This window comes from Rhodococcus sp. ARC_M5, assembly GCF_022810405.1.
Lineage (GTDB): Bacteria > Actinomycetota > Actinomycetes > Mycobacteriales > Mycobacteriaceae > Rhodococcoides > Rhodococcoides navarretei.
Map to the genome: position 1 here is coordinate 56,350 of NZ_JALGQE010000010.1, position 26,966 is coordinate 83,315.

Sequence of the window (26,966 nt, forward strand, 5' to 3'; positions counted from 1 at the left end):
ATGCTCCTGTGCCACAGACGGCACCTGTCCGCACCACTGCCGGAGGCATCGATGCCCAACAACGAGTTCGGGGACTTCCAGACCCCGATCGAGTTGGCGCGCGCGTTGGTGAACACACTGCCTCGACAACGGTGGACTCGCATCCTCGAACCCACCTGCGGTGTCGGGAACTTCCTGTCGGTGATGGCGCAGAGTCATCCCGAAGCAGAGCGCGTCGGGATCGAGGTACAGCCCGAGTATGCCTCTTCCGCATCACAATTCGGCAGGATAGTCACTGCGTCGATCTTCGACTTCGACCTGGCGGGTGATGTCGACTGGACATCGGAGCCAGGCCCGACTCTCGTCATCGGAAACCCACCGTGGGTGACCAACTCACAACTGTCGGCGCTCGATTCCATCAATCGCCCTTCCCGCGCGAACACCAAGAACGCTCGCGGGATCGACGCGATCACTGGAAGCTCGAATTTCGATATCGCAGAATTCATTTGGATCAAACTCGTCACCGAGTTCAGCGATAGACCGGTGACCGTAGCGATGATCTGCAAAACCCAGGTAGCTCGAAACGTTCTGTTGCACTGTGCTCGACACAGCCTTCCTGTTACCAGCTCGAGTCTGCGAATGATCGATGCGAAGAAGTGGTTCGACGCAGGAGTCGATGCCTGCTGGTTCACGGTCGAACTCGGGCCGGGCAGGACCGACTACACCGCGCATACATATCCGCGCGTCGACGCGTCACAACCGGACAACAGAATCGGGGTTGTCGACGGCCAACTGGTCGCGAACGTCGAGGCCTACCGACGCAGCAAGCAATTCGACGGTGCCAGCCCTCGCACCTGGCGGCAGGGCATCAAGCACGACGCCACCGCGGTGATGGAGTTGATCGAAAACGGCGGTCCACAAACCAAACTGGGAAGCAGCGTAAGCATCGAACCCGACTACCTGTTTCCATTGTTCAAGTGCACCGATGTCTACCGGGACAAGCTGAACTCGGTGTCCAGGTGGATGATCGTTCCGCAATCGCACACCGGTGACGACACCGCGCAGCTGGCGGACAGCGCGCCGAAGCTGTGGAAGTACCTGACCGACAACGCCGCCGTGCTCGACGGACGGAAGTCGTCGATCTACCGACGTCGCGCGCGGTTCTGCATATTCGGTGTCGGGCCGTACACGTTTGCGCCGTACAAGATTGCGATCTCCGGGTTCCACAAGATTCCACAATTCAGGATGGTCGGCCCCTACGACGGCACACCGGCAGTGTTCGACGACGCCACCTACCTGCTCCCTTTCGAGGATCCCGCATCGTGCGCAGTCGCCCACGCGCTACTGACCGGACCTGAAACCACCGATCTCATTGCTGCTCTGGCATTCTGGGACAGCAAGCGGCCGGTAACGAAGAAGCTTCTCCAACGCATCGACCTTTCGGCCATCGCCCGAGCAACGGATCCCGCCGCTCTTCGGGAGCGTTCCGCCACCTCCGCGGCCGCGCACGGTCTAGTGTTCGAGGCAGACTCGCTCACTCGCGCGGTCGATCTTGCGAGGGGACGCACACTGTGACAGCCGATCCCCCTCAGCGACAACCCGTTCCGGAGCTGGGGCTACTACTCATCGGCGGAGTCATGTTCCTCGTGGCTACCGTCGTGAGGTGGGATTGGCTGCTCATATCGTCCATTTTCCTCAGCGTGTTCGCCGGATTTGCAGCGTTGATCTCGCCACGATTGTTCCGTCTGAGTCGTCGAACCATCGCACTGCTCACCGTCTTCGGGCTCGTCCTTACGGGTATCGGTGCCGCGTACATGGTGAAGGACGCGTCGCAACCCGTCATCTTTTCTCCCGGGCTCCTCCTCTATCCAGGCGGAAGCCTCACGCTGTCCGGAATCATCAACCTGCTGTCGGGCCACTCGCAGAAGTCGCGCCGCCATGTATTGCGAGGCCGTCGATTGCGAGACGCCGACTCTCGCAACTGACGGACGTGACCCACATCTTCTACGCCGCGTATCAGGAACGCCCAACGAGGGCCGAACTTGTGCTTCCCAATCTGGAGATGCTCGTCAACGTGGTCTCCGTGATCGAGGACAGTTCTCTCGATCTGCAACACGCCGGCCTGATGCGCATTGCATAAGGGAGCCACCCTGTGAACCACCCGAATGGACCGGATAGTTTGAATCGGCACGAACGCCGATCGAGACCTACGGGAGAACAATGCATCCGTTCGACACAGCAGTCGCCCTCGAGACCATCGGCGACGGGACCTACCGCGGCAGTACGTCAGCGCCGTACAACAACATGGTCGGCCCGTTCGGTGGCCTCACTGCTGCAACGTTCGTTCGAGCCATCGAACTGCACCCGGAATGCCTCGGATCACCGGTCTCGCTCACGGTCAACTTCGCCGGTCCCGTCTCCGAAGGCGAATTCGAGATCTCCGCACGTCCGGTGCGAACCAACCGAAGCAACCAGCATTGGTATCTCGAACTGACGCAGAACGGTGCGGTGGCCACCACGGCTACAGCGGTGTTCGGGGCACGACGTGACACCTGGGACAACATCGAGGCGACGGTCCCTGACGTTCCCTCACCCGCCGACACGAAACAAGGCGGTCTTCCCGACGCCATCGCGTGGGCTCAGAACTACGAGATGCGTTTTGTTGCAGGTGCACTGAGCGAACAGGAGTCCGCAGACTCGACCGAAACTCTCTGGATCCGCGATACACCGCCGCGGCCGATGGACTTCGCAGCCTTGACCTCGCTGAGCGATGTGTTCTATCCACGAATCTTTCAGCGGCTGGGCAAGTACGTTCCAGCGGGCACCATCTCGTTGACAACCCACTACTTCGCGACGCCCGAGGATCTCGAGCAGCACGCCGACGGGTACGTCCTCGGCACCGCACGAGCGCGCCGGTTCCATCAGGGCTATTTCGATCAGACAGCCGAACTGTGGACCGAGGGCGGGAGTCTGCTGGCCACCAGCCACCAGGTGGTCTATTACAAGGTCTGAACCGCCGAGGACTGCTCCAGCACCCGGCGCACAGCGCCACGCGCACCGCCGTCCTGCAACGAACGCTTGGCTCGCTGATACGCACCTCGTAGTCTCGGGCTGGACACAAGATCCCCGAACACCGCTCGGTTGGTCAAAAACGCTCCCGGGTTGTCGTGGTCTTCCCACGACAACCGTTGCAAACGTTCGGCATCGGCGTCGATCATCGGAACGTCCCCACGCTCGTACACCGCACACCACCCGGCGAGGACCAGGGCGGCGTGATCGACGGATCGATCCTCGGCAAGCCGGTCGCGGATCACCGGCAGAACGAATTTCGGGATTCGCGCGGAGCCGTCGACGATCTGCCGTTGGAGCGTGTCACGAACCGCAAGGCTGGAAAATCGTTGCAGCAGTTGCCCGATGTAGGCATCGAGGTCGATGCCCGGTACCGGCGCGAGTGTCGGGGCGGCCTCGGCACGCATGTACGACGCGACGAATTGGCGCAGGTCAGGACTGGCCATGACGTCGTGCACGTGGGTGTAGCCGGCCAGGATACCGAGGTAGCTCATGGCCTGATGAGAACCGTTGAGCAGACGCAGTTTCATGTGTTCGTACGGGGCGACGTCGGCCACGAGTTGCACGCCGACGTCGGCGAAGGGTGGTCGACCGAACGAGAAGGAATCTTCGAGTACCCACTGCGAGAACGATTCCGACTGGACCGGCCACCGGTCGTCGATGCCGAAGTCACGTCGCAGGTCGTCGACGACGGTGGCCGTCGTGACCGGGGTGATGCGGTCGACCATCGAATTGGGGAATGCGGCCGTGGCATCGATCCAGTCGGCCAGGTCGCTGTCGTGGTGGCGAGCGAAAGACGTCAGCGCGGTGCGAGTGACCGTTCCGTTGTGGACGATGTTGTCGCAGGACATCACCGTGAACGGCGGAATTCCGTGGAATCGGCGGGTGGCGAGGGCAACGGTGAGAAACCCGAAGACACTCGACGGCGTGGAGAGGTCCTCGAGGTCGGCGAGCACCGCGGGATCGGTCGGCTCGAACACTCCGGTCACATCGTTCACGCCGTAGCCGGCCTCGGTGATGGTGAGCGAGACGATCATCGTGGCGGGTGAGCTGAGCAGGTCGAGCACTCCCTGCGGATCGTCGGGTGCAAAGACGAAGTCCGCGACCGAACCGACAACTCGCGCGTCGCGTCGGCCATCGGGGTCCACGGTCACGACGGTGTAGAGATGATCCTGAGCATCGAGGATCTCCCCGATTCGCCTGTCTCCCGGCAGGACTCCCACTCCACACAGCGCCCAGTCGAGATGACCGGCGGCGAGAAGGCGATCGAAGTAGACGGCCTGATGCGCACGGTGAAACGCACCGACCCCGAAATGGACCACGCCGCAGTGCAGTTCGTCCGCGTCGTACTCGGGCTTCGCGACGCCCGCAGGCAGATCCTTCGATGTGCTGCGACGAAGCTCGATCATGACAGGTCCTCGGGGTCGGACGAACGTGGTGCGCGGTGGCGCTCCCGGGCAGGTTCTGCCACCAGGAGCACCACCGCAGCTGAAGGGGTTACACGTCAGGGATCAGCATGACGACTTGTAGACGTACTGCGCACCTTCTCCATCGATGTTGTCGGCGGTGATGACGTGGAAGCCGGTCGAGATCTCGGCGGTCACCGGCTGGTCGTCGATGGCGGCCATCGCCTGCGCGACGCCATCGGTACCGATGGTGTCGGGCTGCTGCGCGATCAGTGCCTGCACCGTTCCTTCACGAAGCTGCTTGACCTGCGCGGGGCCTGCGTCGAAGCCGATGATCTTGACCTGATCCTGTTTGCCCGCCTGCCGAACTCCGGTCGCGGTGCCCTCGGCTGCGAACGTGTTCGCGGCGAAGATGCCGGTGATGTCGGGGTCCTTGGCCAGGGCGGCCGAGACTAGACGAGCAGCTTCGGCCGGGTCGTTGTGGCTGTATTGCACGCCGAGGTAGTCGAAGGCCGGGTTGGCACCGACGGCTTCCTCGAAGCCCTCCACTCGGGCGTCGGCAGTGGAGATCCCGGGATCGGTGGAGATGACGAGCACCTTGCCGCCGGCCGGGCTCAGCCGCTCGATCGCGTTGAACGCCTCGGCCCCACCGCCCTTGTTGTCGGACGAGATGGAGGAGACCGCGATGGACGGGTCTTCCAGGGTGGTGTCGACGAGAACGACCTTGATACCCGCCCTGGAGGCTGCCTCGAGGGGCGCCTGCATGGCGGCCACGTCGGTGGGCGCGATGAGGATCGCCGAAGGCCGTGATGCGACAACCGAATCCACGATCGGCTTCTGCAGGGTGGGATCGAACTTGACCGGGCCCTGCGTATCGACGGTGACGCCTGCATCCTTCGCCGCAGCTTCGATTCCGCACTGCATGCTGATGTAGAACTCGTCGCCGCTGACGCCCTGAATGAAGGCGATGTTGCCGCTGCCGCCACCGCTTCCGGAGTCGGACGAACAACCCGCCAGGAACATGGCGGAGACCGAAGCGACACTCAGTGCAACGACGGCGGTGCGTGATGTGATCATGGTCGACTTTCTTGTCAAGGGTTTGCGATAGAGGGAGTTTCGATGCTGGCCGGAGCTAGGGACTTCGGGACCAGAGTTTCTTGAGGGAGCTGGGCGATTGACCTCGGCTCGCTGCGTCACGTCGACGCTGATCGAAGTAGACCGCTGCGATGAGGACAGCACCGACGGCGACCTGCTGCCAGAACGGCTGGACTCCGACGATGACGAAGCCGTTCTGCAGAACGGCAGGAATGAACAGTCCGACGACGGTGCCGAACATGGTTCCGATGCCGCCGAAGAGGCTCGTTCCACCGATGACCACTGCCGCAATGACATTGAGGTTGGTCTGCGACTGACCGGCGATAGCCGTGGTGCCGTACTGCGACAGGGACAGAATGCCTGCCAGTCCGGCGAGAGTGCCCGAGAGTGCGTAGACCTTGACCAGGTGCATGTCCACCTTGATGCCGACGCGTCGAGCAGACTGCTCCTTGGAGCCGACGGCAAAGGTGTACAGACCGAACTTGGTTCGATGCAGCACGATTCCGAAGATCACCACGAGCACCAACGCGATGCTCGAAATCAGGGGAATGGTGGTGGCCGGGAAGTTCCCGTAGCCGATCGTGTCGACGAGAACCGGTGGTACGTCGCGGATGTCGACGCCCCCGGTGATGACCTGCGAGAGCCCGAGAGCGCCACCCAGGGTCCCGAGAGTCACGATCAGCGGAGGCACGTTGGCCTTACCGATCAGGAAACCGTTGAGCAATCCCCAGCAGAGGCCACACCCCAAGGCAACCACGATTCCGACGGCGGCTACTCCCCACCCGTCGCCGCCGATCGCGGCCATGGTCTTGGCCGAGACGACGCCGGAGAAGACGAGAACGGAGCCGACCGACAGATCGATGCCACTGGTGACGATCACGAACGTCATGCCGATTCCGAGAACGGCCAGGATGGATACGTTCTGGATGATCTGGCGGATGTTGCCCCACTCGGGGAAGCTGCCGGGAGCCATGATCGAGAACACGAGACAGATCGCAGCCAAGACGAGCACGATCTGGAACACCTGAACCCGGGCCAACTTACCGAGCGCTTCGACGAGATCGAAGGAGTGGCGAGACGGTTTGTCGCCGGGCGGGATCGGCTCGAGGGAGGGGCTGATGGTCTGGTTGGTCATCGTGTGGCTCCGGTGGTTGCGCCGGTCATCGCGCCGACGAGTTCTTCCATGGTCGTGTTCTTGGCGTCGAGGGTCGCCACGCGCTTGCCCATTCGCAGCACCTGCACCCGGTCGGCAACTTCCATCACGTGCGGCATCGAGTGACTGATGAACACCACGGCCACTCCCCTGTCCGCTACGCGGCGAATGGTGTCGAGCACGTTTCGGGTCTGCACCACGCCGAGCGCTGCGGTCGGTTCGTCCAGAAAGACAACACCTTTGGCCCAGGCCACCGCACGCGCGATCGCAATGGCCTGCTGTTGGCCACCCGACATGGCTCCGACCGGAACGGTGAGGCTACGCACGGTGGCTCCGAGTTCGTTCAACGCGTCCTGCGACTGCTTGCGCATCGTCGAGACATCGAGAAAGCCGAGATGGCCGAGCAGCCCTTTCGCGGGAAGTTCCCGGCCGAGGAACATGTTCTGCTGCGCGTTCAGGTGCGGCGCGAGAGCGAGATCCTGGAACACTGTCTCGATGCCGAGTTCGGCTGCGACGGTGGGGCTGTCGAGATCGACCGCGGTGCCGTCGAACAGGATCTCGCCGGTGTCGACGGCCAGGCTGCCCGAGAGCGCCTTGACCAACGTCGACTTGCCTGCGCCGTTGTCGCCGATGAGGGCGACGACCTCGCCGGGGTAGATGTCGAAATCGGCGTCGTCGAGAGCACGCACGTTTCCGAAGCTCCTCGACAATCCCCTCGCTTCGAGGATCGGTGTCGCAACAGGTGCAACGCTGGCCATGGATACTCCTAGGTCGAATCGAGAAGCTTGGATGCGGGATGTCCACCCCCCACCGGTGCCGGTGCAGCACGGTCGGTGATCGTGGTCTGCGAGGCAGGTCGAGCTCCCTGCGGGGCTCGTTGTGTAAACGAGTGTGACCCACGCAACCCGCATTGTCACGTGTTTCGCGAAAATTCATGTCACCGGTGACATGACACAAACTCTGCACACCGATCGAGCCGCACCGTCGGCCCGCTATCGGACCGCGCGGTACCGTCTCTGAACTGCGGGAATTTGCGATATGACCGATTTCTACACTGACGCAGCCGGGCTGGGGTACCGTCCATGACACCGATGACATACACGGCCTCCGAGAAGCCGATGACATCGATGACATGACCATTCGGAGACAGTGAAGGTAGACCCCCATGGCGAAGTTCGACGGCCGGAAGATCTTGGTGACAGGTGCCAGCGGAGGCATCGGATCGGCGACTGTCCGGCGGTTGATAGCCGACGGTGCCGACGTCGTCGCCGCGGGCCAATCGGTCGATGCACTGAACAAGCTGGCCGACGAAACAGGCGCAACGCCCCTGGCCTTCGATCTGACCTCCGAGGACAGCGTCCGCGAGGCTGTCGAAGGCCTCGAGCTGTACGGCGTGGTGAACTGCGCAGGATTCGGCGGCGAGATCGCCACGCCTCAAGACACCGACATCTCGATCTTCGACAAGGTCATCGCCATCAATGCGCGCGGCGCACTGTTGGTCATCAAGTACACCGTCCCGGCCATGATCGCGGCGGGTACCGGCGCCATCGTCAACGTCTCGAGCCAGGCGAGCCTGGTCGCCCTCACCGGCCACATCTCGTACGGCTCCTCGAAAGCAGCTCTGGACAACATCACTCGCGTTTCTGCACTGGAGCTCGGCCGACACGGGATTCGAGTCAACGGTGTCAATCCGACGGTCGTGATGACAGAGATGTCTGCGTTCTACTGGGGTCGTCCCGAGATCGAGGAGCCCTTCCTGGCTCAGATGCCGCTGGGACGGTGGGCCACCGAAGACGAGATTGCCGCGCCGATTGCCTTCCTGCTGAGCGATGATGCTTCCATGGTGACCGGAGTGTCGTTGCCAGTCGATGGCGGCTACACCAGCCGCTGACGAGACGATGACGAGCAGACGGGGGTAGATCATGACCACCATGCAAGACGTCGCGGCGCTGGCCAGGGTCAGTGCCAAGACCGTCTCACGGGTGTACAACAACGACCCTCACGTCGACCCCGATACCCGTGCCCGCGTCACCGAGGCCCTGAATTCGCTGAACTACGTGCCCAATACGATGGCCACGTCGTTCCGCAACGGTCAGGCGGCGGCCATCGGAGTCGCCGTCCCCGATATCGACGATCCCTTCTTCTCGTCGATCGCACGAGCCATCGAGGAACGCGCCCGCGAGGACGACATGGCCGTTCTGGTCACCAGCCTCGGTCATGACGGCGATCAGGAGCAGGCTCTGGTGGAGTCACTGCTGCGTAGGCAGCTGAGTGGTTTGATCATCGCGCCGACCGGTGCACATCACTCCTACCTGGAGCGGTGGATCGACAAGACCCCCACGGTGTTCGTCGATCGGGCTCCCGATGGACTCAAGGCAGACAGCTTCGTCGACGACGACCACGGCGGGGCGGTGTTGGCCACCGACCACCTCCTCGACCTGGGACATACCCGCATCGCGGTCATAGGTGACAGCGCCGGCATCCCGACCAGCCGAAACCGGCTCGAGGGTTATCGGGAGTCGTTGCACGCACGCGGAATCGACTTCGACGACACTCTCGTCGCTCTGGGTGTGTTGGACCGTGAGGATGCCCGGGTGGCATTGACCGACTTGATCGCACTCGAAAGTCCGCCTACCGCACTGTTTCTGTCCAACGCGCGAGTGGCGATGGCATGCGTTCCTGTTCTGCAGCAGATGAATTTGCTGCATCTGGCGTTCGTCGGATTCGGCGACTTTCCCCTTGCCGATGCAGTGATGCCACCGGTGACGGTGATCGATCAGAATCCCGCTCGTCTCGGCCGGTTGGCCATCGAGCGACTACTGGGGCGGATCGAGAATCCGAGCAAGCGCTACAAGCGCCGCAACATTCTCGGGGTCGAGCTGATCGAGCGTCGATCCTGCACGCCCGGAAACGATCACCGCTGCGACTGATCCTCGAGGGCGTGCGCGACCAGGTCGAACTGCAGCGGGGTCGACAGTTCAGCATCGACCCGCAGATGCGGAACGAGCGGCTTCTCTGCCGGGGCGTCCACCGCCCGATGTGCATCACGTTCCGCTCCGCGCGCGGCGCGTCGACGTGCCAGCAGCTCCGGTGAGCCGTCGACGTGCACGACCAACGTCGCAGCGGGGGCGAGCTGCACGACCAGCCGTTCCCACTCCGCGCCTGCGGTCAATTCGCGGGTGAAGGGTGCGACCAGAACAGGCCGCTGACCGATCTCCACGAGGTCGTGCGCAGCAGCGAGCAGCACTGCGTATCGGCCGGCTCGAATACGTTCCGAGTGCGGGCCCGCACTGTTCCAGTGCGGGCCGTCCAACACCGAATCCAGCTCGTCGAGAAGCGGATTGGTGAGACTATCCAAGTCGAGTAGGGCGGTTCCGAACCGTCTCGCCAACTCTCTACCGAGTGTCGTCTTGCCACTTCCCGCAGCACCGGCAACGACCAGAACCGGCAGCCGTTCGCGATCGATCACGGAAACGTCTTGACAGACATGAGTCATAGCGGGAATCATACAAGACAACGTTGTCTCGCACCGTTGCTACAGCAGACACTTTCCCTCCGATCGAGAGTTCACGTGACCGAGCGCGCAAGCATCAAAGACGTCGCCGCATTGGCAGGCGTCAGCTTCAAGACCGTCTCCCGCGTCGTCAACGGCGTGGACACAGTCTTGCCCGAGCTCCGCGAACGCGTCGAAGCCGCTGTGCAGACACTGAACTACGTCCCCAATTCGGCCGCACGGTCACTGAAGTCGGGATCGGGCAACACCATCGGTATCGTCGTCGACTCCATCGACGATGTGTTCTTCGCTTCCCTGGTCAGTGCCGTCGAGGATCGAGCCCTCGAACACGGACTCGCGGTGATCGTCGGCAGCACCGGGTTCGACGCCCAACGCGAACGTGACCAGCTCGCGTTGCTGGCCGGCCAGCACGTCCGCGGCATCATCCTGGCGCCGGTCGGTGACCACAGCGATTTCCTCGTGCCGCGTCGTCGAACACTTCCCACGGTGACCATCGACCGTTCGATCGCGGGATTCGATTCGGTCATCGTCGACGACTACGGCGCTGCCAAGCGTGCCGTCGAGAAGCTGGTCGAGGGCGGCCACACCCGAATTGCGTTGCTCGGCTTCGACGATCGACTGCAGACCGCACAGTTGCGCCGTGAGGCGTACTTCGATGTTCTCGCGGACCTCGGTCAGAAGCCCGAGGCCGCTCTCGCTCCCCCGGTGTCCCACGCCGCGGATTCGGTGCGGCCGGTGGTCAAAAAGCTGTTGGCACTACGTAACCCACCCACCGCCTTCTTCGTCGCCAATGCACGACATGCCACGGCCGTGGTCTCGGTGCTGCACGAGATCGATCGCACCGACGTCGCGATGGTGTCATTCGGTAACTTCTCGCTCGCCGACGCCGTCAGCCCGTCGGTGACCTGCATAGACCAAGACCCGTATCGCATCGGCACACTCGCGTTCGATCGCCTGGTCCAGCGGTTCGACGATCCGTACCTCGAACCGGAACAACAGGTCGCACCGACCACGCTGGTGGAAAGACTCTCGCATGCACTCCCCCTACCCGTACAGAAATGAGACCAACTCCGTGAACCCCAGACTTGTTGCGGGACTGGACCTCGGAAGCACCGGCGTCAAAGTACTCGTCACCGACGATGCCGGCACCGAACTGCTCATCGAGCAGAGTCCCACACCGTGGCGACACGGCCCGGGCGGAACCACCGACCTCGCTGCCGAGGACCTACTGACCACCATCGGGCAGTTGCTGTACGCCGTCGCGCGTCGACTGCCCGACGTCACCGGTGATTCGGCTGCCCGCATCGACGCCATCGCGGTGTCCGGAATGGGCGAGACGGGCTTCCTTCTCGATGAAGACAACGTTGTCCGCGCGCCGGCTTTCGCCTGGTTCGATCCGCGCGGTCAGCAGCAGGTCGACAACCTGCCGTCCGAGTTGCGCGATCAGTTCGCCGGCAAGACTGGCCTTCCCGTCGGCGTGCAGGTCTCCGTCGTCAAGATCGCACACCTTCGCGACAACGGACTGAGCTTGAACGGACTTCGCTGGTTCAACTTGCCGGAGTTCGTCGTACTGTCCCTCGGCGGGCGTGCCGTGGCCGACTACTCGCTGAGTTCGCGCACCGGACTACTGGATCAGGACACGGGTGAGCCGTGGGCAGAGATGTTGGCACACTTGGGCGTCGGTCCCGACTTCATGCCGCCGCTGGTCGACGCCGGAACAGATCTCGGAACCGCCGACGCGACAACACTTCCCGAGACGATCGCCGGCGCTCGATTGACCGTGGCCGGTCACGATCATCTCGTCTCCGCCGTATCCGGCGGAGCGATCCCCCACGACCGGTATCACGTGTCGATGGGTACCGCCGAGGTTCTACTGCGGGTACTCGACACCCCGTTGACCACCGCCGCACGGAGCAGGCTGGCCGAACATCTCATCAACTCGGTGCGCCACGTGGTGCCGGGCCAACACGTCCTCGTTGCCGGAGTCAAGACCGGCTTGCTGATGCGACGGGCGTTGCAGCTGTGCGACATCACCGACAGAGCCGGGCGCGATCTGCTGGATCAGCGAGTGTGCGCCTTGCCTGCGGGTGGGCCGTTCACCGACGGCGGTATCGACATCGCGGGTGCCCGCAACGACGACGGCGTTCTGTCCATCACGGTCCGCACCGACGGAATCGATTCGGCCGAGCTGTTCCGTTCGATTCTGTTGCACGGCAACGATGAAGTGGCTCGACTCATCGAGGCACTGGACGCAGAGGTGCCGCCCGCCCGGACGACATTGCTCACCGGCGGCTGGGCCGGGATGGCCAGCGTTCGAGACGCGCGAGCTCAGGTGTTGCCCGGCGTCTCGGTCTCGACCCGTTCGCAGGACACCGCCTACGGGGCAGCACTGTTCGCTGCCCGCCTACTGACGCTCATAGAAATCTGAGCCCACATTTCTGCAGTGAGACAACGTTGTCCCACCTGCGCTCGACCCCAACACCCACCAGGAGAAGAAGATGAACGAACTCACCACACTCGAACGTCGCGGAATGGCTGCCATCTCCACCGCAGACGGCAACATGCTCATCGTCGCCGGAGATCAGCGCAACGGCATGAAGGCCGTCATGAAGGACGCCACCGACGGACCGGGCTCGATCACCGTCGAGCAGCTCGCCGAAGCCAAGGCCGATCTGGTTCGCTACCTCGGCAATCACGCACCGGCGATCCTGCTGGACCCGGAGGTGGCACTGCCGAAGATCGTCGACGACGGTGTGCTCTCGCGGGGCACCGCTTTGGTGGTCGGCATGGATGCATCGGGCTTCGAGGAGACCGATGGTCTGCGCTACACCCGCTTCGTGGACGGCGTCACCCCCCGCGTCGTGCGTGACCTCGGCGGCGACGTCGCAAAGATGCTGTTCTACATGCGCCCAGAGAAGCAGGGCGTCGATTCCCGCGTGGCCGAGGAGATCCGCGACCTCGTCAAGGCGTGCTCCGCCGAGGGTCTACTCCTCATCGTCGAGATCCTCACCTACCAGCTCGAGAACGAGTCCGACGAGGACTACAAGGCCGGATTCGGCAAGATCATCGCCGACTCCACGCGCATCTCGGTCGAGTGCGGTGCCAAGGTACTCAAGCTCCCCTACCCCGGTTCCGCCGAGGCCTGTGCAGCCGTTACCGAAGCAGCACAGGGTGTTCCGTGGGCCGTGCTCTCGGCGGGCGTCGATCACGAGACGTTCATCGAGCAGGTCCGCATCGCCGTCGCCAACGGTGCCCGCGGAGCAATGGCGGGCCGGTCACTGTGGAAGGACAGCATGGCTGTCTCCGCCGAGACCCGCGAGGATCTACTCACCAACCGCGCACTGCCCCGACTGCGCGAACTGAACGAGGCCGTCGACAACTGACATCGTCCTTCGACCGAGCCCGGACACCCCGTCTCGGGCTCGGTCGACGCCGTTCTGGGTAGCGTGAACCCATGAACGACGTCTCGAAGCACATTCATATCGTCGCCGCTCCCGGCGTGTTCGCCGACCTCGCGACGGCGCAGGAATTGGTCGCCAGGGCGCTGTCGGCCCGAGGATTGACGGGCGGAATCGTCGACACCGCAACCGGTTCCGATGAGGTGATCGTCGTTCCAGGTGACGGAATCCCGATCGACATGTCGCCGTACAACAGTGCGGTTCGGGTCGACCTGGGCCAGTGCACACCGGACAGATCACCGGGCATCCGCACGCACATTCGCGGCCGCGGACTCGACGGTCTGCGGTTCGCGATCGACAGCGTGTACTTCCACCGCTTCCACCGCGGCACGATCCTGTCCTACGGAGACCACCCCGAGCAACGCGTCGAACTTCGGGTGCCCGAGGGCGACGGCCCGTTTCCTGTTGCCGTGCTGATCCACGGTGGATATTGGCGGTCGCGGTGGGAATTCGACCTGATGGACGCGATGGCCGTCGATCTGACCGCGCGGGGCTACGCCACGTCGAACGTCGAATATCGTCGCCCCGACGAACACGGGTGGGATGTGATGACCGGCGATGTCGCGTCCGCGATCGCAGCGTTGGAGACGGCACCCGGCGATCTGGATCTGTCCCGAGTAGTTCTGTTCGGCCATTCGGCGGGCGGTCAACTTGCGCTGCGAGCCGCGGCTGATTCGATGGGACTGACGGTGATACCTGCTCTCGCAGTGAGTCTGGCCGGTGTACTCGATCTGCGGGTCGGCGATGAGCGCTGGCTCGGCGAGGGTGCGGTGTCGAATGCGATCGGTGCGCGATTCGCCGGTGCGCAGGAGAGGTACGAGGCATCGTCGCCGATCTCGAGGCTTCCGCTCGGCGTCCCGCATCTTGTGGTGAGTGCCCTGGACGACGATCCCAATCTGCTCGAGATCAGCCGGGCGTACTACGCCGCGGCGTCGGCCGGTTCCGATTCGGTCGCCTCGATCGAGGGCCCGGGCGGCCATTTCGCCGTTATCGATCCCGCGTCGGACATCTATCGAGACACCGTTCGCGAGGTCGACGCCCGAATCCGAGGTACCCGCGACCACGCGTCCGAGTAAGTCCGTATCGTGCATGGTGTGACGCGCAGCACAACGACGTGTATGCCGAGACTTCAGGAGCGAGATCGATGAAGAGCACCATGCAGGACACCCCACTGTCCATCGGCCAGCTGGTTCGATTCGGGACGTCCATTCACTCCTCGGCCGAGATCACCACCTGGACCGACAGTGGCCCCACCACGGTGACCTTCGGGGAATTGGGAAGGCGAGCAGCGCAGCTGGCGCACGGCCTCCGGTCGATCGGCATCGACGACGATCAGCGCGTCGGAACGTTCATGTGGAACAACGCCCCGCACATGGAGGCCTACATGGCGATTCCTGCGATGGGTGCGGTATTGCACACACTGAACATTCGGCTCTTTCCCGAGCAGCTCACCTACATCGTCAACCACGCCGAGGACCAGGTGATCATCGCCGATGCGAGTCTGCTGCCTCTGCTGACGCCCCTGCTGCCGACGTTCGAGACCGTGCGTCATCTCATCGTCGTCGGAGTCGACCCGGCGCAGGTCACTGCACCCGACGGTATCGACGTGCTGGGCTACGAGGACCTGCTCGGAGGCAAGCCGGAAGAGTTCGACTGGCCGGAGCTCGACGAACGATCAGCTGCCGCAATGTGTTACACCTCGGGTACCACCGGCGACCCCAAGGGGGTCGTGTACTCGCATCGCTCCATATATCTGCATTCGATGCAGGCGTGCATGACCGACGCGATGGCGATCGCGCAATCCGACAAGGTCTTGGCCATCGTGCCGATGTTCCACGCGATGTCGTGGGGCCTGCCGTATGCAGCGCTGATGGTCGGTGCTTCGTTGATCATGCCCGACCGGTTTCTGCAGCCGGCCCCGTTGGCGGAGATGATGTCGACACTGCGGCCGACCGCCGCGGCAGCCGTTCCGACCATCTGGCAGGCTCTGCTCTCTCACCTGGACGAGCACCCGGCGGATCTGTCGAGTCTGCGTGACGTGGTGGTCGGCGGTGCCGCGTGCCCACCGAGCCTGATGAAGGCATTCCACGAGAAGTACGGGGTGCACATCTCGCAGGCGTGGGGCATGACCGAGACCTCGCCGCTGGGCACCTCCGGCAAGCCCGACGCCGGCCTGTCCCCGGAGGACGAGTTCGACTTGCGCTGCACGCAAGGGCGATTCGTTGCCGGGGTGCGAGCACGACTCGTCGGCGATTCCGGTGAGGTGTTGCCGTGGGACGGCAAGACCGTCGGCGAACTCGAGGTGCGTGGCCCATGGATCACCGGCAGCTACTACCGAGCCGATGCGGACGACAAGTTCGACGACGGTTGGCTGCGCACCGGTGACGTGGGAACCATCTCCGAGGGCGGCTACCTCCGCCTGACGGATCGCTCGAAGGACATCATCAAGTCCGGTGGCGAGTGGATCTCGTCGGTGGAACTCGAGAACCAGGTGATGGGCCATCCGGCCGTGCGCGAAGCCGCCGTCATCGGTGTGCCCGACGCCAAGTGGGACGAACGGCCTCTGGTCGCCGTCGTCGTGCGCGAGGGTGCGTCGGTGACGGCCGAAGAACTGAGAGAGTTCCTCGACAGTCGCGTCGCGCATTGGCAGTTGCCCGAACGTTGGACCTTCATCGACGAGGTCCCGAAAACCAGTGTCGGCAAATACGACAAGAAGAGGCTGCGGAGTTCCCATGCCGACGGAGCGTTGGAGGTCATCGAGTTGGTGTAGCGGCTCACCTCACTCTTGTGCGACAAGCCCGGTCGATGCGATGTGTCAGCAGCGACCGGGCTTGTATTGCGTCGAGGACTATCCGGTCACTCCGGTCAGTTCGTTGGGTGTGTGAGCGAGTTCGCCGGTGGCCGTGACCGTTCCGGTAGCCAGGTCCACAGCATGGACTGAGTTGTCGGCAGGCTCGGACACGTAAGCGGTGTCGCCCTGGACGAACAGAGCCGGCCGCGGCTCCTGCCATTCGGTGGGCTCTTCCCACGCGTCGACCACCGGGATGGTGCGTGTGACGGCCTTGGTGTTCACGTCGATGACGTGCAGCGCACCATCGGTACCGAGGACGATGGCCTCACCGGCCGGGCCACGCCCGAGAGAGCGGAACGTGTAGCTGGTGCCGAGGTCGACGAGCGACAATTCGCCGGTGACCGTGTTCGTCAGCGACACGCGGGTCGGACGCTCGAGTTCTGCATCGGGATCGACCTTGTAGTCGCCGAGGAGGATGGGTGACTCCTCGTCGCCGGCCTGGTTACCGATGCGGCCGTAGGTATCCGGGCTCTGCACCTTGGTGATGGCACCGTTGCGGTAGATCAGCAATCCGTCCTCGCAGCCGACTACGACGGTCTCGTCGGCGGCCACGGCTTCGCCGTGCACGCCTGGGCATTCTTCGTTGCGGGCGATCTCCTTGCGGTCGGCGTCGAGCACGACGATGCCGGTGCGCTCGTCCTCGTTGCCTACTGTCGTCAACAGCGATCCGTCCGAGAGCTCCACGGCCACGCCGTGATGCGCCTCGGGCGTGGTGTAAACCTCGGTCTCGGGCTTGCTACCCGTGAGCAGTGCCGCGGAATCGAACGCCTCGACCTTGCCGGTGCCGTCGTCGAACAGGACGGTCTTACCGTCGTGGCGGACGACGTGTCCCGGAGTTGTGGCATCGAACGCGATGTCGGTCAAGGCGGGGGTCGAGGTGTAATGCTCCGAGCCTTCGGTCCAGGTGCCGGCATCGAGCGCCGTGAATGCGCCTGAACCGCTGACGAACACATGGCGGCCGTCTCCAGCCGGGTTGAGACGAGTGAATCCCTCGATACCGCTGATGTCCTCGACGGTATCCAGAGTCTGGGCGTCGAGAATCAGTACTCCGCCGTCGTAGCTGGTTGCAATACGCGGCGTCGCTTCCGAGACGCTCTGCGCTGCTGCGGTTTCGGCAGTTGTGGTGGCCTCTGTTTCGGTGGCCGAGTCCGACGAGCAGGCCGCAAGGAGGGCCACCGAGGTGCCCAAGGCGATGACTGCGCCGACAGTTCGTTGAGTGCGATAGTTCTTCATGACTCAAAGAGGTACAGGTTTTTGCAAACGATTGTCAAAGAGCTTGATGCGCACGATTGCATGTGTCACAACGTCTTTCGACTCTAGGACAGACCGATGGCGATGGCGGCAGTATTGAACTCCATCATGTCGAGATATGTCGGAGCCTCGGAATTCTCGTCTCCGAGCGATTCGGTGTACAGCGAGACGACGTCGATCCGAACCCCCGCCTCCGACGCCATCACCTGCGCCAGTCGATCCGGTTGCGAGGTGTCGACGAAGATCGTCCGAACGCCTGCCTTCCGTACGGTGTCGGCGAGCTCCGACAGGTCGGATGCACTGGGTGACGCAAGAGTGGTCCCACTGGGAATCACAGCCCCCACCACCTCGAATCCGTAACGTTCCGCCAGGTAACCGAACACGTGATGATTGGTCACGAGCTTGCGTTTCTCGGGAGCAATCGCATCGAACTGCTCGGCCATTCGGGCGTCGAGTTCGACCAGTCGCGAATCATATTCAGTAGCAGCAGAATCGACATCAACGCCGTCGATGTTGGTCGTGATCGCGTCTCGGATCAATGCGACCACGCCGCGCATCCGTTCCGGGTCGGTCCAGATGTGCGGGTCCTGCGTCCCAGTAGATTGCCCGCTCACATACGGAATCGGGTCGGCGGCCGGGCCGGCCTCGACAATCGGGATCCCCTCCGCGCGGGCCGCATCGACAGTCGACACGATGCCCTCCTCCAACCCCAGCCCGTTTGCTATCACCAGATCGGCTCGCGAGACGCGGGCGGCGTCCGAGGCCGAGATGTCGAACGAGTGTGGGTCGGAGTTCGGCGGCATGAGCACCATCACCTCGGCCTGATCGCCGACGATGTTCGAGGTTATGTCGCCGAGAATGTTGGTGGTCACCACTATCGTCGGTGCCCCCGAGGTCCCGGAATCGGAGCACGCGCTCAGCAGCAGAAGCACCGGCAATGCCAATACCAGAGCCCGTTTCACGATCCGACCACACCGATCGAGGCGGGCATGAAATCGAAGTCGAATGTGCGCGCGACGCGGCCGCTGTCTCGATAGTCGATTTCGATCACGGCGTTCCCAGCCGGGTCTGCGACGTAGGCGCGGGTGCCTGCCACGTGAAGCGACGGCGCGGGGTCGGCCTCGTCGTAGGGTGCAGACAGCACTGGCGTCGAGGACATTTCGGCCCCGGTGATGGCGTCGAACACTCGAAATGTGCCGTCGGCCTGCAGAGACAGAATGGTTTTGCCATCGCTCGACACCCCGGTCGAGAGCGCCTCTCCCGAAGTGCGCGCCTGAACCCACTCGCCGGTTCTGGTGTCGAGCACCAGCACGCCGGTCTCGGTCGGGGCCGCGACCAGCGAGCCGCGTGTTCCTTCGGCGAAGGTGAACGCACGCTCGTCCAGGTTCGGGTACGGAAACTTCGTGGTGGAGAACTCGTCGTTCGTCGCGTCCACCTTGACCACGCCGTCTGCGCAGGCCACCACGAAGTAGCTCGAGAACACCGCCTCTCCGTGCATCTCGGGGCACGAAGCATCCAGCGCACGAACAGGATTGCCCGCGGAGTCGCGTAGCTCGAGTCCGCTGGGCAGATCGTCCTCGGTGCCACCGGTCGAGACTACGACGTGATCGGACAACGGGACGGCAATGCCGTGGTGGGGATCGGTGTCGACGGTTGCTGCGACCGCCGCGTCACCTGCACCGAGAGAATCGAAATCGACGACATCTGCCGTACCTGAACCGTCGAAGAAGACTGCAACCTTCCGATCTCCCGCGATGACGTGGGCGGGGCTTTCTCCCTCGAGCGCCCCGAGATCGACGGGATCCTTGGTGTACGAGTGCGAGTGGTCGCCGTGCTCGATGGTCCACGAACCCGGGTCGAGAAAACGTGCTCGGTCATCGTCTGTCGCGACGATGTAGCGGCCGTTGATCGTCGTCACGCGCGATGCATTCTCGACGTCGAACGAATGCACGGTCGCTTCGGTGGCGAGATCGAGCACATCGATCTTGCCCGAATCCGCATCGGCCACAACGAGCCTCGGCTCGGGACCTTGCACTTCGGTGGACCCGGCCTCGGCTGCCAGGTCGCTGCCCGGCTGAGCGGAACCAGTCGACTCGACGGGCGAGTCCTGGGCGGTGTCGGTACTGCCGCACCCGGCGACAACCAGTCCGACGACTCCGAGGGTCAGAACACTTCTACGCACGTACGCTCACTCCAAACAATCTATTGATAACGATTGTCGTTTACGATAGTCCACTATCGACTGTTCGTCCCAATCGACTCCCGAGCCGATCGAGCAGCGGCCACGACGAAGAACTGCAGCACCGCAAGGCCGGCGATTGTCGCACCGGCCGCGGTGTCGGCGTTCCAGGACACGAGGAGGCCGAACACCGTGGCCGACCATCCGAGGAGCGTCGCGATGATCATCGACACGGCAATGGACCGGCCGAACAGATATGCAGTGGCAGACGGGGCCACCAGCAATCCGAACACCAACAACGTCCCCACGATGCGGAAGGAGGCGACAACCGCCAACACCACCAGAGCCAGCAGCACGATATGCGCGAGGCGAGGCCGGAACCCGAACGTGTGAGCTTTGCGCTCGTCGAACACCAGAGCAACGAACGGTCGGTACGCGAGCACCGACACCGCAAGTGCAACCGCCGATGCCACGACCAGGAAGACCAGGTCGGCGTAGGTCGCCGACAGCACATCGCCGAACAGGAACGACGTCAGATCGGTGGCGAACGACCGCGCCCGCGAGACGATCACCACCCCGAGAGCCAACATTCCGACGAACAACAAGCCGATTCCGGTGTCCTCGGACAATCGCGAATTGCGCGTCACCCAGGCCACTCCCCCGATCATCGCGACCGCGCTGATGGCGGCTCCGACGAGGAGGTTGGCACTGAGAAGATACGCGACGGCGACCCCGGGGAGCATGCCGTGCGACACCGCCTCGCTCAGAAATGCCATGCCGCGCAACACAACCCAGGTTCCGACGAGGGCGCACAGAATCGAGACGAGCATGCCCGCAACAAGGGCGCGCTGCACGAACGAGACAGCGAAGGGGTCCAGTAGCCAATCCACGAGACCGAACCCTATGCGATAATGATTATCGTGAGCGAATCAGTAGTCGTGCAGTCCCTTTCCGTTCGGTATCGAAACACGACCGCTCTGCACGACGTGAGCGCCTTTTTCGAACCCGGTTCTCTCACAACTCTTGTCGGACACAACGGCTCGGGAAAGTCGACGCTGCTGCAAGTTCTGGCCGGAATCGTGGAGCCATCGACAGGGTCTGTGCATACCGGCATGCGACGCGTCACGTACGTGCCCCAACGCAGCGAGGTCGACGACCGGATGGCTCTCAGCGTCGGCGAGGTCGTTGCCATGGGCACCTGGCCTCGGCGCGGCCTGCTTGGGCGTGCGTCCGCTGATGATCGCCGATCCGTGGACCTCGCGCTCGAGCGACTGGGACTGACCGCGCTGCGCTCACGACGACTCTCGGCACTTTCCGGCGGGCAACGTCAACGCGCGCTACTCGCTCAAGCACTCGTCGAGCAGGGTGAACTCGTACTGCTCGACGAGCCCACCACCGGCCTCGATGCCGAGGCGCGACAGATCATCGACGGTGTGATCGACGAGGAGGTCGGTCGCGGCGCAGTTGTGGTGGTCGCGACACACGACGCAGACAGTGCGGGTCGCGCCGATACGACCATCACCCTGGGACGCGGTGAGGTCTTGTCGATCACTCGGTAGTGTCGCGCTACCCGCTCCAACCCCAGTTGTAGGGGTTCACCACGACTCGGTACCACGTATCGGTGTTCTCGACGTTGGTGCAGGGCACCACGACGTATGACTGCGACGCCTTCTCGAGCGACAGCGCCTTGTTGCAGAAGTACTGCCCACCTTCCCCGGACTGCTCGGCGCGATAGACGGGACCGTAGTGCCACTCGTCGGCACCGGCGGTCGCAACTCCCATCGTGGCTCCGGCTGCAATCGGAAGCGCGAGGAGTCCGGTCATTACTGCAATGCGTCGGCTGGTGCGGTTCATGGAGGGCCTTTCGTCGGTGGTACGGGCTGCACAAACGTCGGCGGCCGTATTCCGGTCACTGACTCGATCCCTTCATGGGTGACGTCGCGCGGACAACGAGTCGCGTTACCACTTCCGAGTGAGGAAGGTCGGCTAGCTGTCGACCTCGACGCCGTAACGCACAGCCAGTTCCGCCAATCCGTCGTCGTAACCCTGGCCGATGGGCCGGAAGCGCCAACCGCTCCCCCGGCGGTAGATCTCGGCGAGCAACATCGACTGTTCGGTCGTGGCCGCGTCGAGCACCGCCGTGGCGACAGTCGAATCGACTCCATCGAGGGACACCGACACCGCGCCGACGTTGCCGAACGTCTTGTCGCCGTCTGTGGCTGCAGCGATGACAATGCGGGCGCAGTCCTCGGGGACGAGCGTCAGATCGATCCGCACACCCTGCTCACTGTCACCGTCGATCGACATCGACACGGCACCGTCCGAAGTGGCCGGAGCGTTGTAGAACACGAAATCCTCGTCACTGGACACCAATTCGTCGTCGTCGACCAGGAATGCGACGCCGACCTCGCAGAGAACACCGACTCGTTCTTCACAGCCCCAACATATCGCGTAGTCGACGCACGCTCATCGCACCAGCTCGCTCTTCTTCCGGCAAAGAGTCGAGAAGGCGCGAGCCCCCGCGTCTTCCATAAGATGTGCGTGTGACTCCGCACCGCACAGATCGCGACCTCGCCGAAGTGATTCCACTGTTCGGTCGCCGGGGATCTCGTACCACCACCGCGGACTTGGCCGACGACGTCGAGCCAGCAGTCGAGTCCCCGGTCGAACGGGTGACGCCCCACGGCATCGAGCCCGCAACGCCAGACGCCGACGAAGAGTTGGCAGCGCTGACCGCATCGAAGCCGATTGCGCAGCTTCGCTCACTCCTCGGCTGGCTCGGTACGTCACGACCGATCACGGGCACGGGTGTTCCGCGGCCAGGGTCGGTTCGCGAGCTGGCGAAAGCCGTCGGAGTGGAGTTGGATGGGCGGGCATCGAGGTCGAAATCTATGCGAGAGATTCCAGGGTTGATGACACTGTGGGATGCGGCAAAGGCGGCCGGACTGATCGAGTTGACCTCCACCAGAGCCGTTCCCGGTCCACATGCCCATCAGTTTGCCCACTCACTTGCCAGCTCCCTGGCCGCTCACCGAACGGCACTCTCGCACGTCATCGGTCGTCACTTCTTCAGCGAGGATCCCCTCCGTCCGTCCCCGGCCGTTGATGTCGTTGCCGGACAGATCGTTCTCGCCGCGATGACGAGCACTCCGCGGACGCGGCTCCCGGCAGTCGGCCCCGTCGGTGCCGGGGATCTGTACGAACACATCGCGGCGTTGATACTTCGCGGCATGCTGGAGCAATTCATTGCCGACGGGTGGTTGGTCTGCGACGGCAAGTACACAGTGCCGCACCCTTTTCGCCCGGCAGTTCTGGATGCGATGACATCACTTCCCTACTACGAAACGGATGACACCAGCCGATGATCATCACCGGGTTGTTTTTCGCGGAGTACGCACGGGTCAGCGAAGACATGCTCGACATTCTCGGCGGCGTCTGGGATACCTGCACGGTTCCACGCGACACCCGCATGCTCGAATGCCGACTGGTCGCGCTGCTGCAGACGGGACCCGACGACATCGGTAAGGACTTTCCCGCGACACTCGAAGTGCTCGACGCGAACGGCGAACACATCGTCAATCAACGTGGCCTTCAGATCCCCGGCGCCGGCTTCACCGGGGAGAATCGCTTCTGGTTCCTACCGATGCAAATGGTGTTCCGCGACGAAGGACGGCACAACTTCATCCTCAGCGCCGGTGGGGCCACCGCGAGCGTCGGGCTTCGCATCGCCTTCGGCTGACGTCGGGACGCGATGCTCATGGCCGCGCCGACATCCGACCCCGATCGCATTCTCGGTACCCCTTGCTATGGGAGGCACCCAGGTCCTTTCGAGGACACGAATTGCATACGCTGTTTTTGAACACCGAGGAGAGCATGTGAACAGTCCATTGCGCGGAGACCAGTACTTTCTCGCACTTGCACTCGAACAGGCGAGGATCGGTTGGGAGGAGGGCGGGGTTCCCATAGGCGCGGCACTCGTTCACGATGGCGAAGTTCTTGCGGTCGGTCGGAACCGCCGAGTCCAGATGGACAGCGCAATCCGTCATGGAGAAACCGACTGCATCGAGCGAGCGGGGCGGCTTCCGGCGTCGGTGTACCGAAAGTCGGTGCTCTACACCACGTTGTCGCCATGCTTCATGTGCGCGGGAACCGCTCTGCTGTACGAGATTCCTCGGATCGTCGTCGGTGAGAACCGCTCGTTCGAGACATCGGAGAGCTTGCTACGCGAGCACGGCGTGCAGGTCGACGTCGTCGACAACGTCGAATGCGTGCAACTGATGGAACGCATGCTCGCTGAGCGCCCGAGCTTGTGGCTCGAGGACATCGGGAAGGACGCATGAGCGGTGCCGCCGAACCGGTTCTGTCTGTGCTCGGGTGACTCAGCGAACCAGCGCCTGCCAGGTCGCCTCGCCCGCGCGGTACCCCGCCTCGAACAGCCATGGCCACTCGGAGAAGTCCTCGGGATCGACCACCACAGTCTCGACACCGCCGTTCCCTCGCCGCTTCGGCATGTTCTCGGGGTGGAATGGGAACCGATCCTTCAGATACGCGGGCTCGAGACTTTGTCGGAATATCATCCACGTCCGCGGCGTGAAGCCTACTGCTTCAGCACGTTTCGCAAGGTCGATCCAGGCTTCGGCATTGGCGTACCTGCCTTCGAGCACCAGCCTTCGCGTCTCGATCATCGGGAACACGCCGTACCAGATCGGCGGGTAACTCAATAGCGTCTGGCACCAAGTACGACGGCGTTCCGGCGGAATGGGTTCCCACTTCGCCTGCGCTGCTTCGAGTTCGTCACTACCGGACATCGTTCACCTCGCCCCGGAGGTAAAGCCCTCCATCGACTTGCACGCCTGCGGTTGCGGGACGCGCCGGTTCTTCCCCTGGGGCACCCTGTCGATGGAGACGGGGTTGCCGAACAGCCGGCCAGGTACCTACGGCTATTGCTCTTGAACCTTCATCGACAATAGCCGAGGGGTACGGCTTGGACAACGAATTTCCATCACTGTCGACGTTCAGCTCGAATACCGATTCAGCCTCTGGACAGAATCTGCTCAACCACTCAGCGGCACCGCTCGACTCGGACCTCAGCACGAGATTTCACTTGCCCAGACCCTCCGCGATCTCCCCGATGGACTGCAACGTCCGCTGATCGGCATACTCGGCTTCATCGAAATAGCGCTTGAACACGGACCGCATCAGTTCGATGACCTCGATATGTTGCATCAACACGACGCGCAGTGATCGATCACCACTGAAAGCAATCCTCTCGAACTTTTCACCGAGCTGCCGGGCCGAATCCAAGGTGCCGAACGCCTCGACGTCGACCAAGTACTCCGTCTTGCGCGCCATGTCTCCTAAATGCCTGATGTAGGCAGCGCATACCTCGTCGCACTGGAACGCAACGCCTTCTGGAATCTCGAGCTCCCCGGCCTCTGCCTGCGTCGATAGCGACTGCCACTGCTGCATCGAAGCCGCCAGCTCGTTCGTTTCTGACCCCATCAGTTCCTCCCCAACTAGTTCGATGAAGGCATGGATGGCCGGAGCGAACGCGCCAACCGTTCCACCTCGACACACGGATCTCCGAGGGGCTCGGTCGCCAGAAAGCCGTCGAGGACGAGGTAGAACACGCCATTCAGGTGCTCGAAGACGATGCCGCAGTTGACCTCGTCGTACTGAGTAGTCCGGCGGAACCGCAAACCGTCGAGGCCCTCAATCGGCTCGAACTGCCCGAAACGTCCACTCCCACGCAGATAGTCCAGACTTTCAGTGGACGAGAAGATTCCGAGGTGATACCACGGCGTTGGCAGAGGGTTGGTCCAGATACACGTCATCCAGTCTTTTGAGATCGGCAGATCCCCCACCAAGTTCGATGACTTCGTCTCCACGGCCAACCCCGCGTCTTCGATGGCAGCGTCTGGGATGGTGCACGGATCCCACGCCCCGTTCGCCGGAGCGGTTGGCATCACCGATGTCGTCGACGGTGCTGCAACGGGTATGCCTTCGGTCGCCCCTCCGCAGCCGGTTGCCACCAGCATCACGCCGGCCGCACTCCCGATCAGCAATCGCATCTTGCTCACAGCACTCCGTCCATCGGAACCCACCCTTGATGTTGGACGCAGCTACCGCGACATCGGTTCCATCGGATCGGACACAGTTGTGCCTGGCGTTTCCCGATCGGTGCGACGATTGCCCCGCCCGAGTGGACACCGTCGCACCCCAGGGCGAAGCCGCGGCAGGGAACGAGCCATCCTTCGACGACCGGGCAACACTCCGTCCGAATTTCTCTACGAAGATCGGACATCCGTCATCATTGACGCGTGATCAAACAGGGAAGTGGTTTTGCTTTGCTCGGCGCGTTGATTGCAGTGCTGGGTCACTCGGCGACCGCGACTGCGGGGTACTCGGCGTACGTCTCCGGCGGGTCGTTCTATGGTCCGGACACCACGCTGGGGCCGTGGGTGCAACCCATTGTCGCTGCGTCAACCGGCGCAGTGGTCGGGATGCTCGCAGGCCTGGTGCTGTACCTGTGCGGCTTTCGATTCGCTGTCGATCCCTGTCGGCGAGTAGGGCTGGTCGGCGTTGCCGGTCTGATCGGAGTGACGCTGGGGATGACGCCCGTACTGATTCTGGTCGGAACAAGCTTTTCCGGTCTGAATTCGAGCGTCTCGACCGAGTACTTGCTGCCGATATACGCAGGCACCGGAGTTTTGGCCTACGCGCTCGGAGTCGCCTCGGTTCGGTTGCTGCTCAGGGCAAGTCACGATCCGTTGTCGTCCCGGACGACCAAGGTCGTGGCTGCCTTTCTCCCGGTAGGAGGTGTCCTCGCCACTCTCGTCGGAACGGGGACTGCCTGGATTCGCGGATTCTCTACGACGGCATCGACCTTCGTCGCCGTGATCGTGGCGGTGCTGTGCGTACTCGTGGCAACCTTTGCACTCGCGCGGGCGTGGGCGTTGCGGACGACAACGTAGAAGCTCGAGTGCTTTTATCTCGTTCGCAACTTCGTGG

At 63.2% G+C, this 26,966-nt stretch carries 30 protein-coding genes and 1 riboswitch; of the genes, 16 read left to right on the forward strand and 14 right to left on the reverse strand.

The features are described from left to right. The first annotated feature begins 51 nt into the window (after positions 1 to 51). The 4 genes from MTX34_RS16630 to MTX34_RS16645 all read left to right on the forward strand — a co-directional run bounded on the left by MTX34_RS16630 (position 52) and on the right by MTX34_RS16645 (position 2,991). Positions 52 to 1,554, forward strand: a complete 1,503-nt coding sequence (locus tag MTX34_RS16630) for an SAM-dependent methyltransferase (protein WP_243610103.1) — start codon at positions 52 to 54, stop codon at positions 1,552 to 1,554. Continuing rightward, positions 1,551 to 1,964, forward strand: coding sequence for a hypothetical protein (locus tag MTX34_RS16635; protein WP_243610104.1), 414 nt, complete (start codon positions 1,551 to 1,553; stop codon positions 1,962 to 1,964). The genes MTX34_RS16630 and MTX34_RS16635 overlap by 4 nt, the downstream gene beginning before the upstream one ends. 5 nt (positions 1,965 to 1,969) lie before the next feature. Then, on the forward strand, positions 1,970 to 2,119 hold the full coding sequence (locus MTX34_RS16640; RefSeq protein ID WP_243610105.1) for a hypothetical protein: 150 nt from the start codon (positions 1,970 to 1,972) through the stop codon (positions 2,117 to 2,119). Positions 2,120 to 2,199: 80 nt separating this feature from the next. Next, positions 2,200 to 2,991: an acyl-CoA thioesterase II gene (locus tag MTX34_RS16645; protein ID WP_243610106.1), complete on the forward strand. Its 792-nt coding sequence runs from the start codon at positions 2,200 to 2,202 to the stop codon at positions 2,989 to 2,991. Here MTX34_RS16645 and MTX34_RS16650 read toward each other — a convergent pair. From MTX34_RS16650 to MTX34_RS16665, 4 genes are all read right to left on the reverse strand, one after another. Continuing rightward, on the reverse strand, positions 2,979 to 4,457 hold the full coding sequence (locus tag MTX34_RS16650; protein WP_243610107.1) for a mannitol dehydrogenase family protein: 1,479 nt from the start codon (positions 4,455 to 4,457) through the stop codon (positions 2,979 to 2,981). The two genes, MTX34_RS16645 and MTX34_RS16650, sit on opposite strands and share 13 nt — an antisense overlap. 102 nt (positions 4,458 to 4,559) lie before the next feature. Further along, positions 4,560 to 5,531: an ABC transporter substrate-binding protein gene (locus tag MTX34_RS16655; protein WP_243595392.1), complete on the reverse strand. Its 972-nt coding sequence runs from the start codon at positions 5,529 to 5,531 to the stop codon at positions 4,560 to 4,562. Positions 5,532 to 5,586: 55 nt separating this feature from the next. Beyond that, a complete protein-coding gene (locus MTX34_RS16660) occupies positions 5,587 to 6,684 on the reverse strand; it encodes an ABC transporter permease (protein ID WP_243610108.1) in 1,098 nt (365 codons plus the stop codon). Further along, positions 6,681 to 7,460, reverse strand: coding sequence for an ATP-binding cassette domain-containing protein (locus MTX34_RS16665; RefSeq protein ID WP_243595394.1), 780 nt, complete (start codon positions 7,458 to 7,460; stop codon positions 6,681 to 6,683). The genes MTX34_RS16660 and MTX34_RS16665 overlap by 4 nt, the downstream gene beginning before the upstream one ends. 407 nt (positions 7,461 to 7,867) lie before the next feature. On the opposite strand from MTX34_RS16665, the gene MTX34_RS16670 reads away from it, so the two are divergent. Together MTX34_RS16670 and MTX34_RS16675 are read left to right on the forward strand one after the other, a co-directional pair. Beyond that, positions 7,868 to 8,593, forward strand: coding sequence for an SDR family oxidoreductase (locus tag MTX34_RS16670; protein ID WP_243610109.1), 726 nt, complete (start codon positions 7,868 to 7,870; stop codon positions 8,591 to 8,593). Between the two features lie 31 nt (positions 8,594 to 8,624). Further along, complete coding sequence (locus MTX34_RS16675; protein ID WP_243610110.1) at positions 8,625 to 9,632, forward strand: LacI family DNA-binding transcriptional regulator; 1,008 nt, start codon at positions 8,625 to 8,627, stop codon at positions 9,630 to 9,632. Here the strand turns inward: MTX34_RS16675 and MTX34_RS16680 are convergent. After that, positions 9,617 to 10,171, reverse strand: a complete 555-nt coding sequence (locus MTX34_RS16680) for an AAA family ATPase (RefSeq protein WP_243610111.1) — start codon at positions 10,169 to 10,171, stop codon at positions 9,617 to 9,619. The two genes, MTX34_RS16675 and MTX34_RS16680, sit on opposite strands and share 16 nt — an antisense overlap. A 102-nt stretch (positions 10,172 to 10,273) precedes the next feature. On the opposite strand from MTX34_RS16680, the gene MTX34_RS16685 reads away from it, so the two are divergent. The 5 genes from MTX34_RS16685 (at position 10,274) to MTX34_RS16705 (ending at position 16,444) form a co-directional block, all read left to right on the forward strand. After that, positions 10,274 to 11,278, forward strand: coding sequence for a LacI family DNA-binding transcriptional regulator (locus MTX34_RS16685; RefSeq protein WP_243610112.1), 1,005 nt, complete (start codon positions 10,274 to 10,276; stop codon positions 11,276 to 11,278). Between the two features lie 10 nt (positions 11,279 to 11,288). Beyond that, the gene (locus MTX34_RS16690) at positions 11,289 to 12,644 is read left to right on the forward strand and encodes an L-fuculokinase (RefSeq protein WP_243610113.1); all 1,356 of its coding nucleotides are present in this window, start codon (positions 11,289 to 11,291) and stop codon (positions 12,642 to 12,644) included. Between the two features lie 70 nt (positions 12,645 to 12,714). Beyond that, positions 12,715 to 13,599 (forward strand): hypothetical protein, encoded by an 885-nt coding sequence (locus MTX34_RS16695; RefSeq protein ID WP_243610114.1) that lies wholly within the window; start codon positions 12,715 to 12,717, stop codon positions 13,597 to 13,599. Positions 13,600 to 13,670: 71 nt separating this feature from the next. Further along, entirely contained in the window at positions 13,671 to 14,750 is a 1,080-nt protein-coding gene (locus MTX34_RS16700) for a S9 family peptidase (protein WP_243610115.1), read from the forward strand. Between the two features lie 68 nt (positions 14,751 to 14,818). After that, positions 14,819 to 16,444, forward strand: coding sequence for a long-chain fatty acid--CoA ligase (locus tag MTX34_RS16705; RefSeq protein ID WP_243610116.1), 1,626 nt, complete (start codon positions 14,819 to 14,821; stop codon positions 16,442 to 16,444). Positions 16,445 to 16,522: 78 nt separating this feature from the next. Here the strand turns inward: MTX34_RS16705 and aztD are convergent, their stop codons facing one another. From aztD to aztB, 4 genes are all read right to left on the reverse strand, one after another. Next, positions 16,523 to 17,758, reverse strand: coding sequence for a zinc metallochaperone AztD (aztD, locus tag MTX34_RS16710; protein ID WP_243610117.1), 1,236 nt, complete (start codon positions 17,756 to 17,758; stop codon positions 16,523 to 16,525). 83 nt (positions 17,759 to 17,841) lie between these two features. Beyond that, entirely contained in the window at positions 17,842 to 18,738 is an 897-nt protein-coding gene (gene aztC, locus MTX34_RS16715) for a zinc ABC transporter substrate-binding protein AztC (protein WP_243610118.1), read from the reverse strand. Continuing rightward, a complete protein-coding gene (locus MTX34_RS16720; protein ID WP_243610119.1) occupies positions 18,735 to 19,958 on the reverse strand; it encodes a hypothetical protein in 1,224 nt (407 codons plus the stop codon). The genes aztC and MTX34_RS16720 overlap by 4 nt, the downstream gene beginning before the upstream one ends. Positions 19,959 to 20,011: 53 nt before the next feature. Beyond that, on the reverse strand, positions 20,012 to 20,845 hold the full coding sequence (aztB, locus tag MTX34_RS16725) for a zinc ABC transporter permease AztB (protein ID WP_243610120.1): 834 nt from the start codon (positions 20,843 to 20,845) through the stop codon (positions 20,012 to 20,014). 21 nt (positions 20,846 to 20,866) lie between these two features. Between aztB and aztA the strand changes: the two genes are divergently transcribed. Further along, on the forward strand, positions 20,867 to 21,514 hold the full coding sequence (gene aztA / locus MTX34_RS16730; RefSeq protein WP_243610121.1) for a zinc ABC transporter ATP-binding protein AztA: 648 nt from the start codon (positions 20,867 to 20,869) through the stop codon (positions 21,512 to 21,514). Between the two features lie 7 nt (positions 21,515 to 21,521). Here aztA and MTX34_RS16735 read toward each other — a convergent pair whose 3' ends face one another. Then, on the reverse strand, positions 21,522 to 21,809 hold the full coding sequence (locus tag MTX34_RS16735) for a hypothetical protein (protein ID WP_243610122.1): 288 nt from the start codon (positions 21,807 to 21,809) through the stop codon (positions 21,522 to 21,524). A 132-nt stretch (positions 21,810 to 21,941) separates the two neighbouring features. After that, positions 21,942 to 22,403 (reverse strand): TerD family protein, encoded by a 462-nt coding sequence (locus MTX34_RS16740; protein WP_308198546.1) that lies wholly within the window; start codon positions 22,401 to 22,403, stop codon positions 21,942 to 21,944. 95 nt (positions 22,404 to 22,498) lie between these two features. Here MTX34_RS16740 and MTX34_RS16745 point away from each other — a divergent pair, with 95 nt between their 5' ends. The 3 genes from MTX34_RS16745 to MTX34_RS16755 all read left to right on the forward strand — a co-directional run bounded on the left by MTX34_RS16745 (position 22,499) and on the right by MTX34_RS16755 (position 24,295). After that, positions 22,499 to 23,320, forward strand: a complete 822-nt coding sequence (locus MTX34_RS16745) for a hypothetical protein (RefSeq protein ID WP_243610124.1) — start codon at positions 22,499 to 22,501, stop codon at positions 23,318 to 23,320. Then, complete coding sequence (locus tag MTX34_RS16750) at positions 23,317 to 23,694, forward strand: hypothetical protein (protein WP_032384867.1); 378 nt, start codon at positions 23,317 to 23,319, stop codon at positions 23,692 to 23,694. Before MTX34_RS16745 ends, MTX34_RS16750 begins: the two co-directional genes overlap by 4 nt. Before the next feature lie 136 nt (positions 23,695 to 23,830). Next, entirely contained in the window at positions 23,831 to 24,295 is a 465-nt protein-coding gene (locus MTX34_RS16755) for a nucleoside deaminase (protein ID WP_243610125.1), read from the forward strand. A gap of 39 nt (positions 24,296 to 24,334) precedes the next feature. On the opposite strand, the gene MTX34_RS16760 is transcribed toward MTX34_RS16755, so the two are convergent. The 3 genes from MTX34_RS16760 to MTX34_RS16770 form a co-directional block, all read right to left on the reverse strand. After that, the gene (locus MTX34_RS16760) at positions 24,335 to 24,763 is read right to left on the reverse strand and encodes a mandelate racemase/muconate lactonizing protein (RefSeq protein ID WP_243610126.1); all 429 of its coding nucleotides are present in this window, start codon (positions 24,761 to 24,763) and stop codon (positions 24,335 to 24,337) included. A gap of 28 nt (positions 24,764 to 24,791) precedes the next feature. Beyond that, a riboswitch (SAM riboswitch) is annotated at positions 24,792 to 24,910 on the reverse strand. 145 nt (positions 24,911 to 25,055) lie between these two features. Next, positions 25,056 to 25,457, reverse strand: coding sequence for a hypothetical protein (locus MTX34_RS16765; protein ID WP_243610127.1), 402 nt, complete (start codon positions 25,455 to 25,457; stop codon positions 25,056 to 25,058). 14 nt (positions 25,458 to 25,471) lie between these two features. Beyond that, on the reverse strand, positions 25,472 to 26,026 hold the full coding sequence (locus MTX34_RS16770) for a DUF3558 domain-containing protein (protein ID WP_243610128.1): 555 nt from the start codon (positions 26,024 to 26,026) through the stop codon (positions 25,472 to 25,474). Positions 26,027 to 26,275: 249 nt separating this feature from the next. Here MTX34_RS16770 and MTX34_RS16775 point away from each other — a divergent pair, with 249 nt between their 5' ends. Next, positions 26,276 to 26,929 carry a hypothetical protein gene (locus MTX34_RS16775; protein ID WP_243610129.1) on the forward strand — a complete coding sequence of 218 codons (654 nt, stop codon included), beginning with the start codon at positions 26,276 to 26,278 and terminating at the stop codon, positions 26,927 to 26,929. Positions 26,930 to 26,966 lie beyond the last annotated feature (37 nt).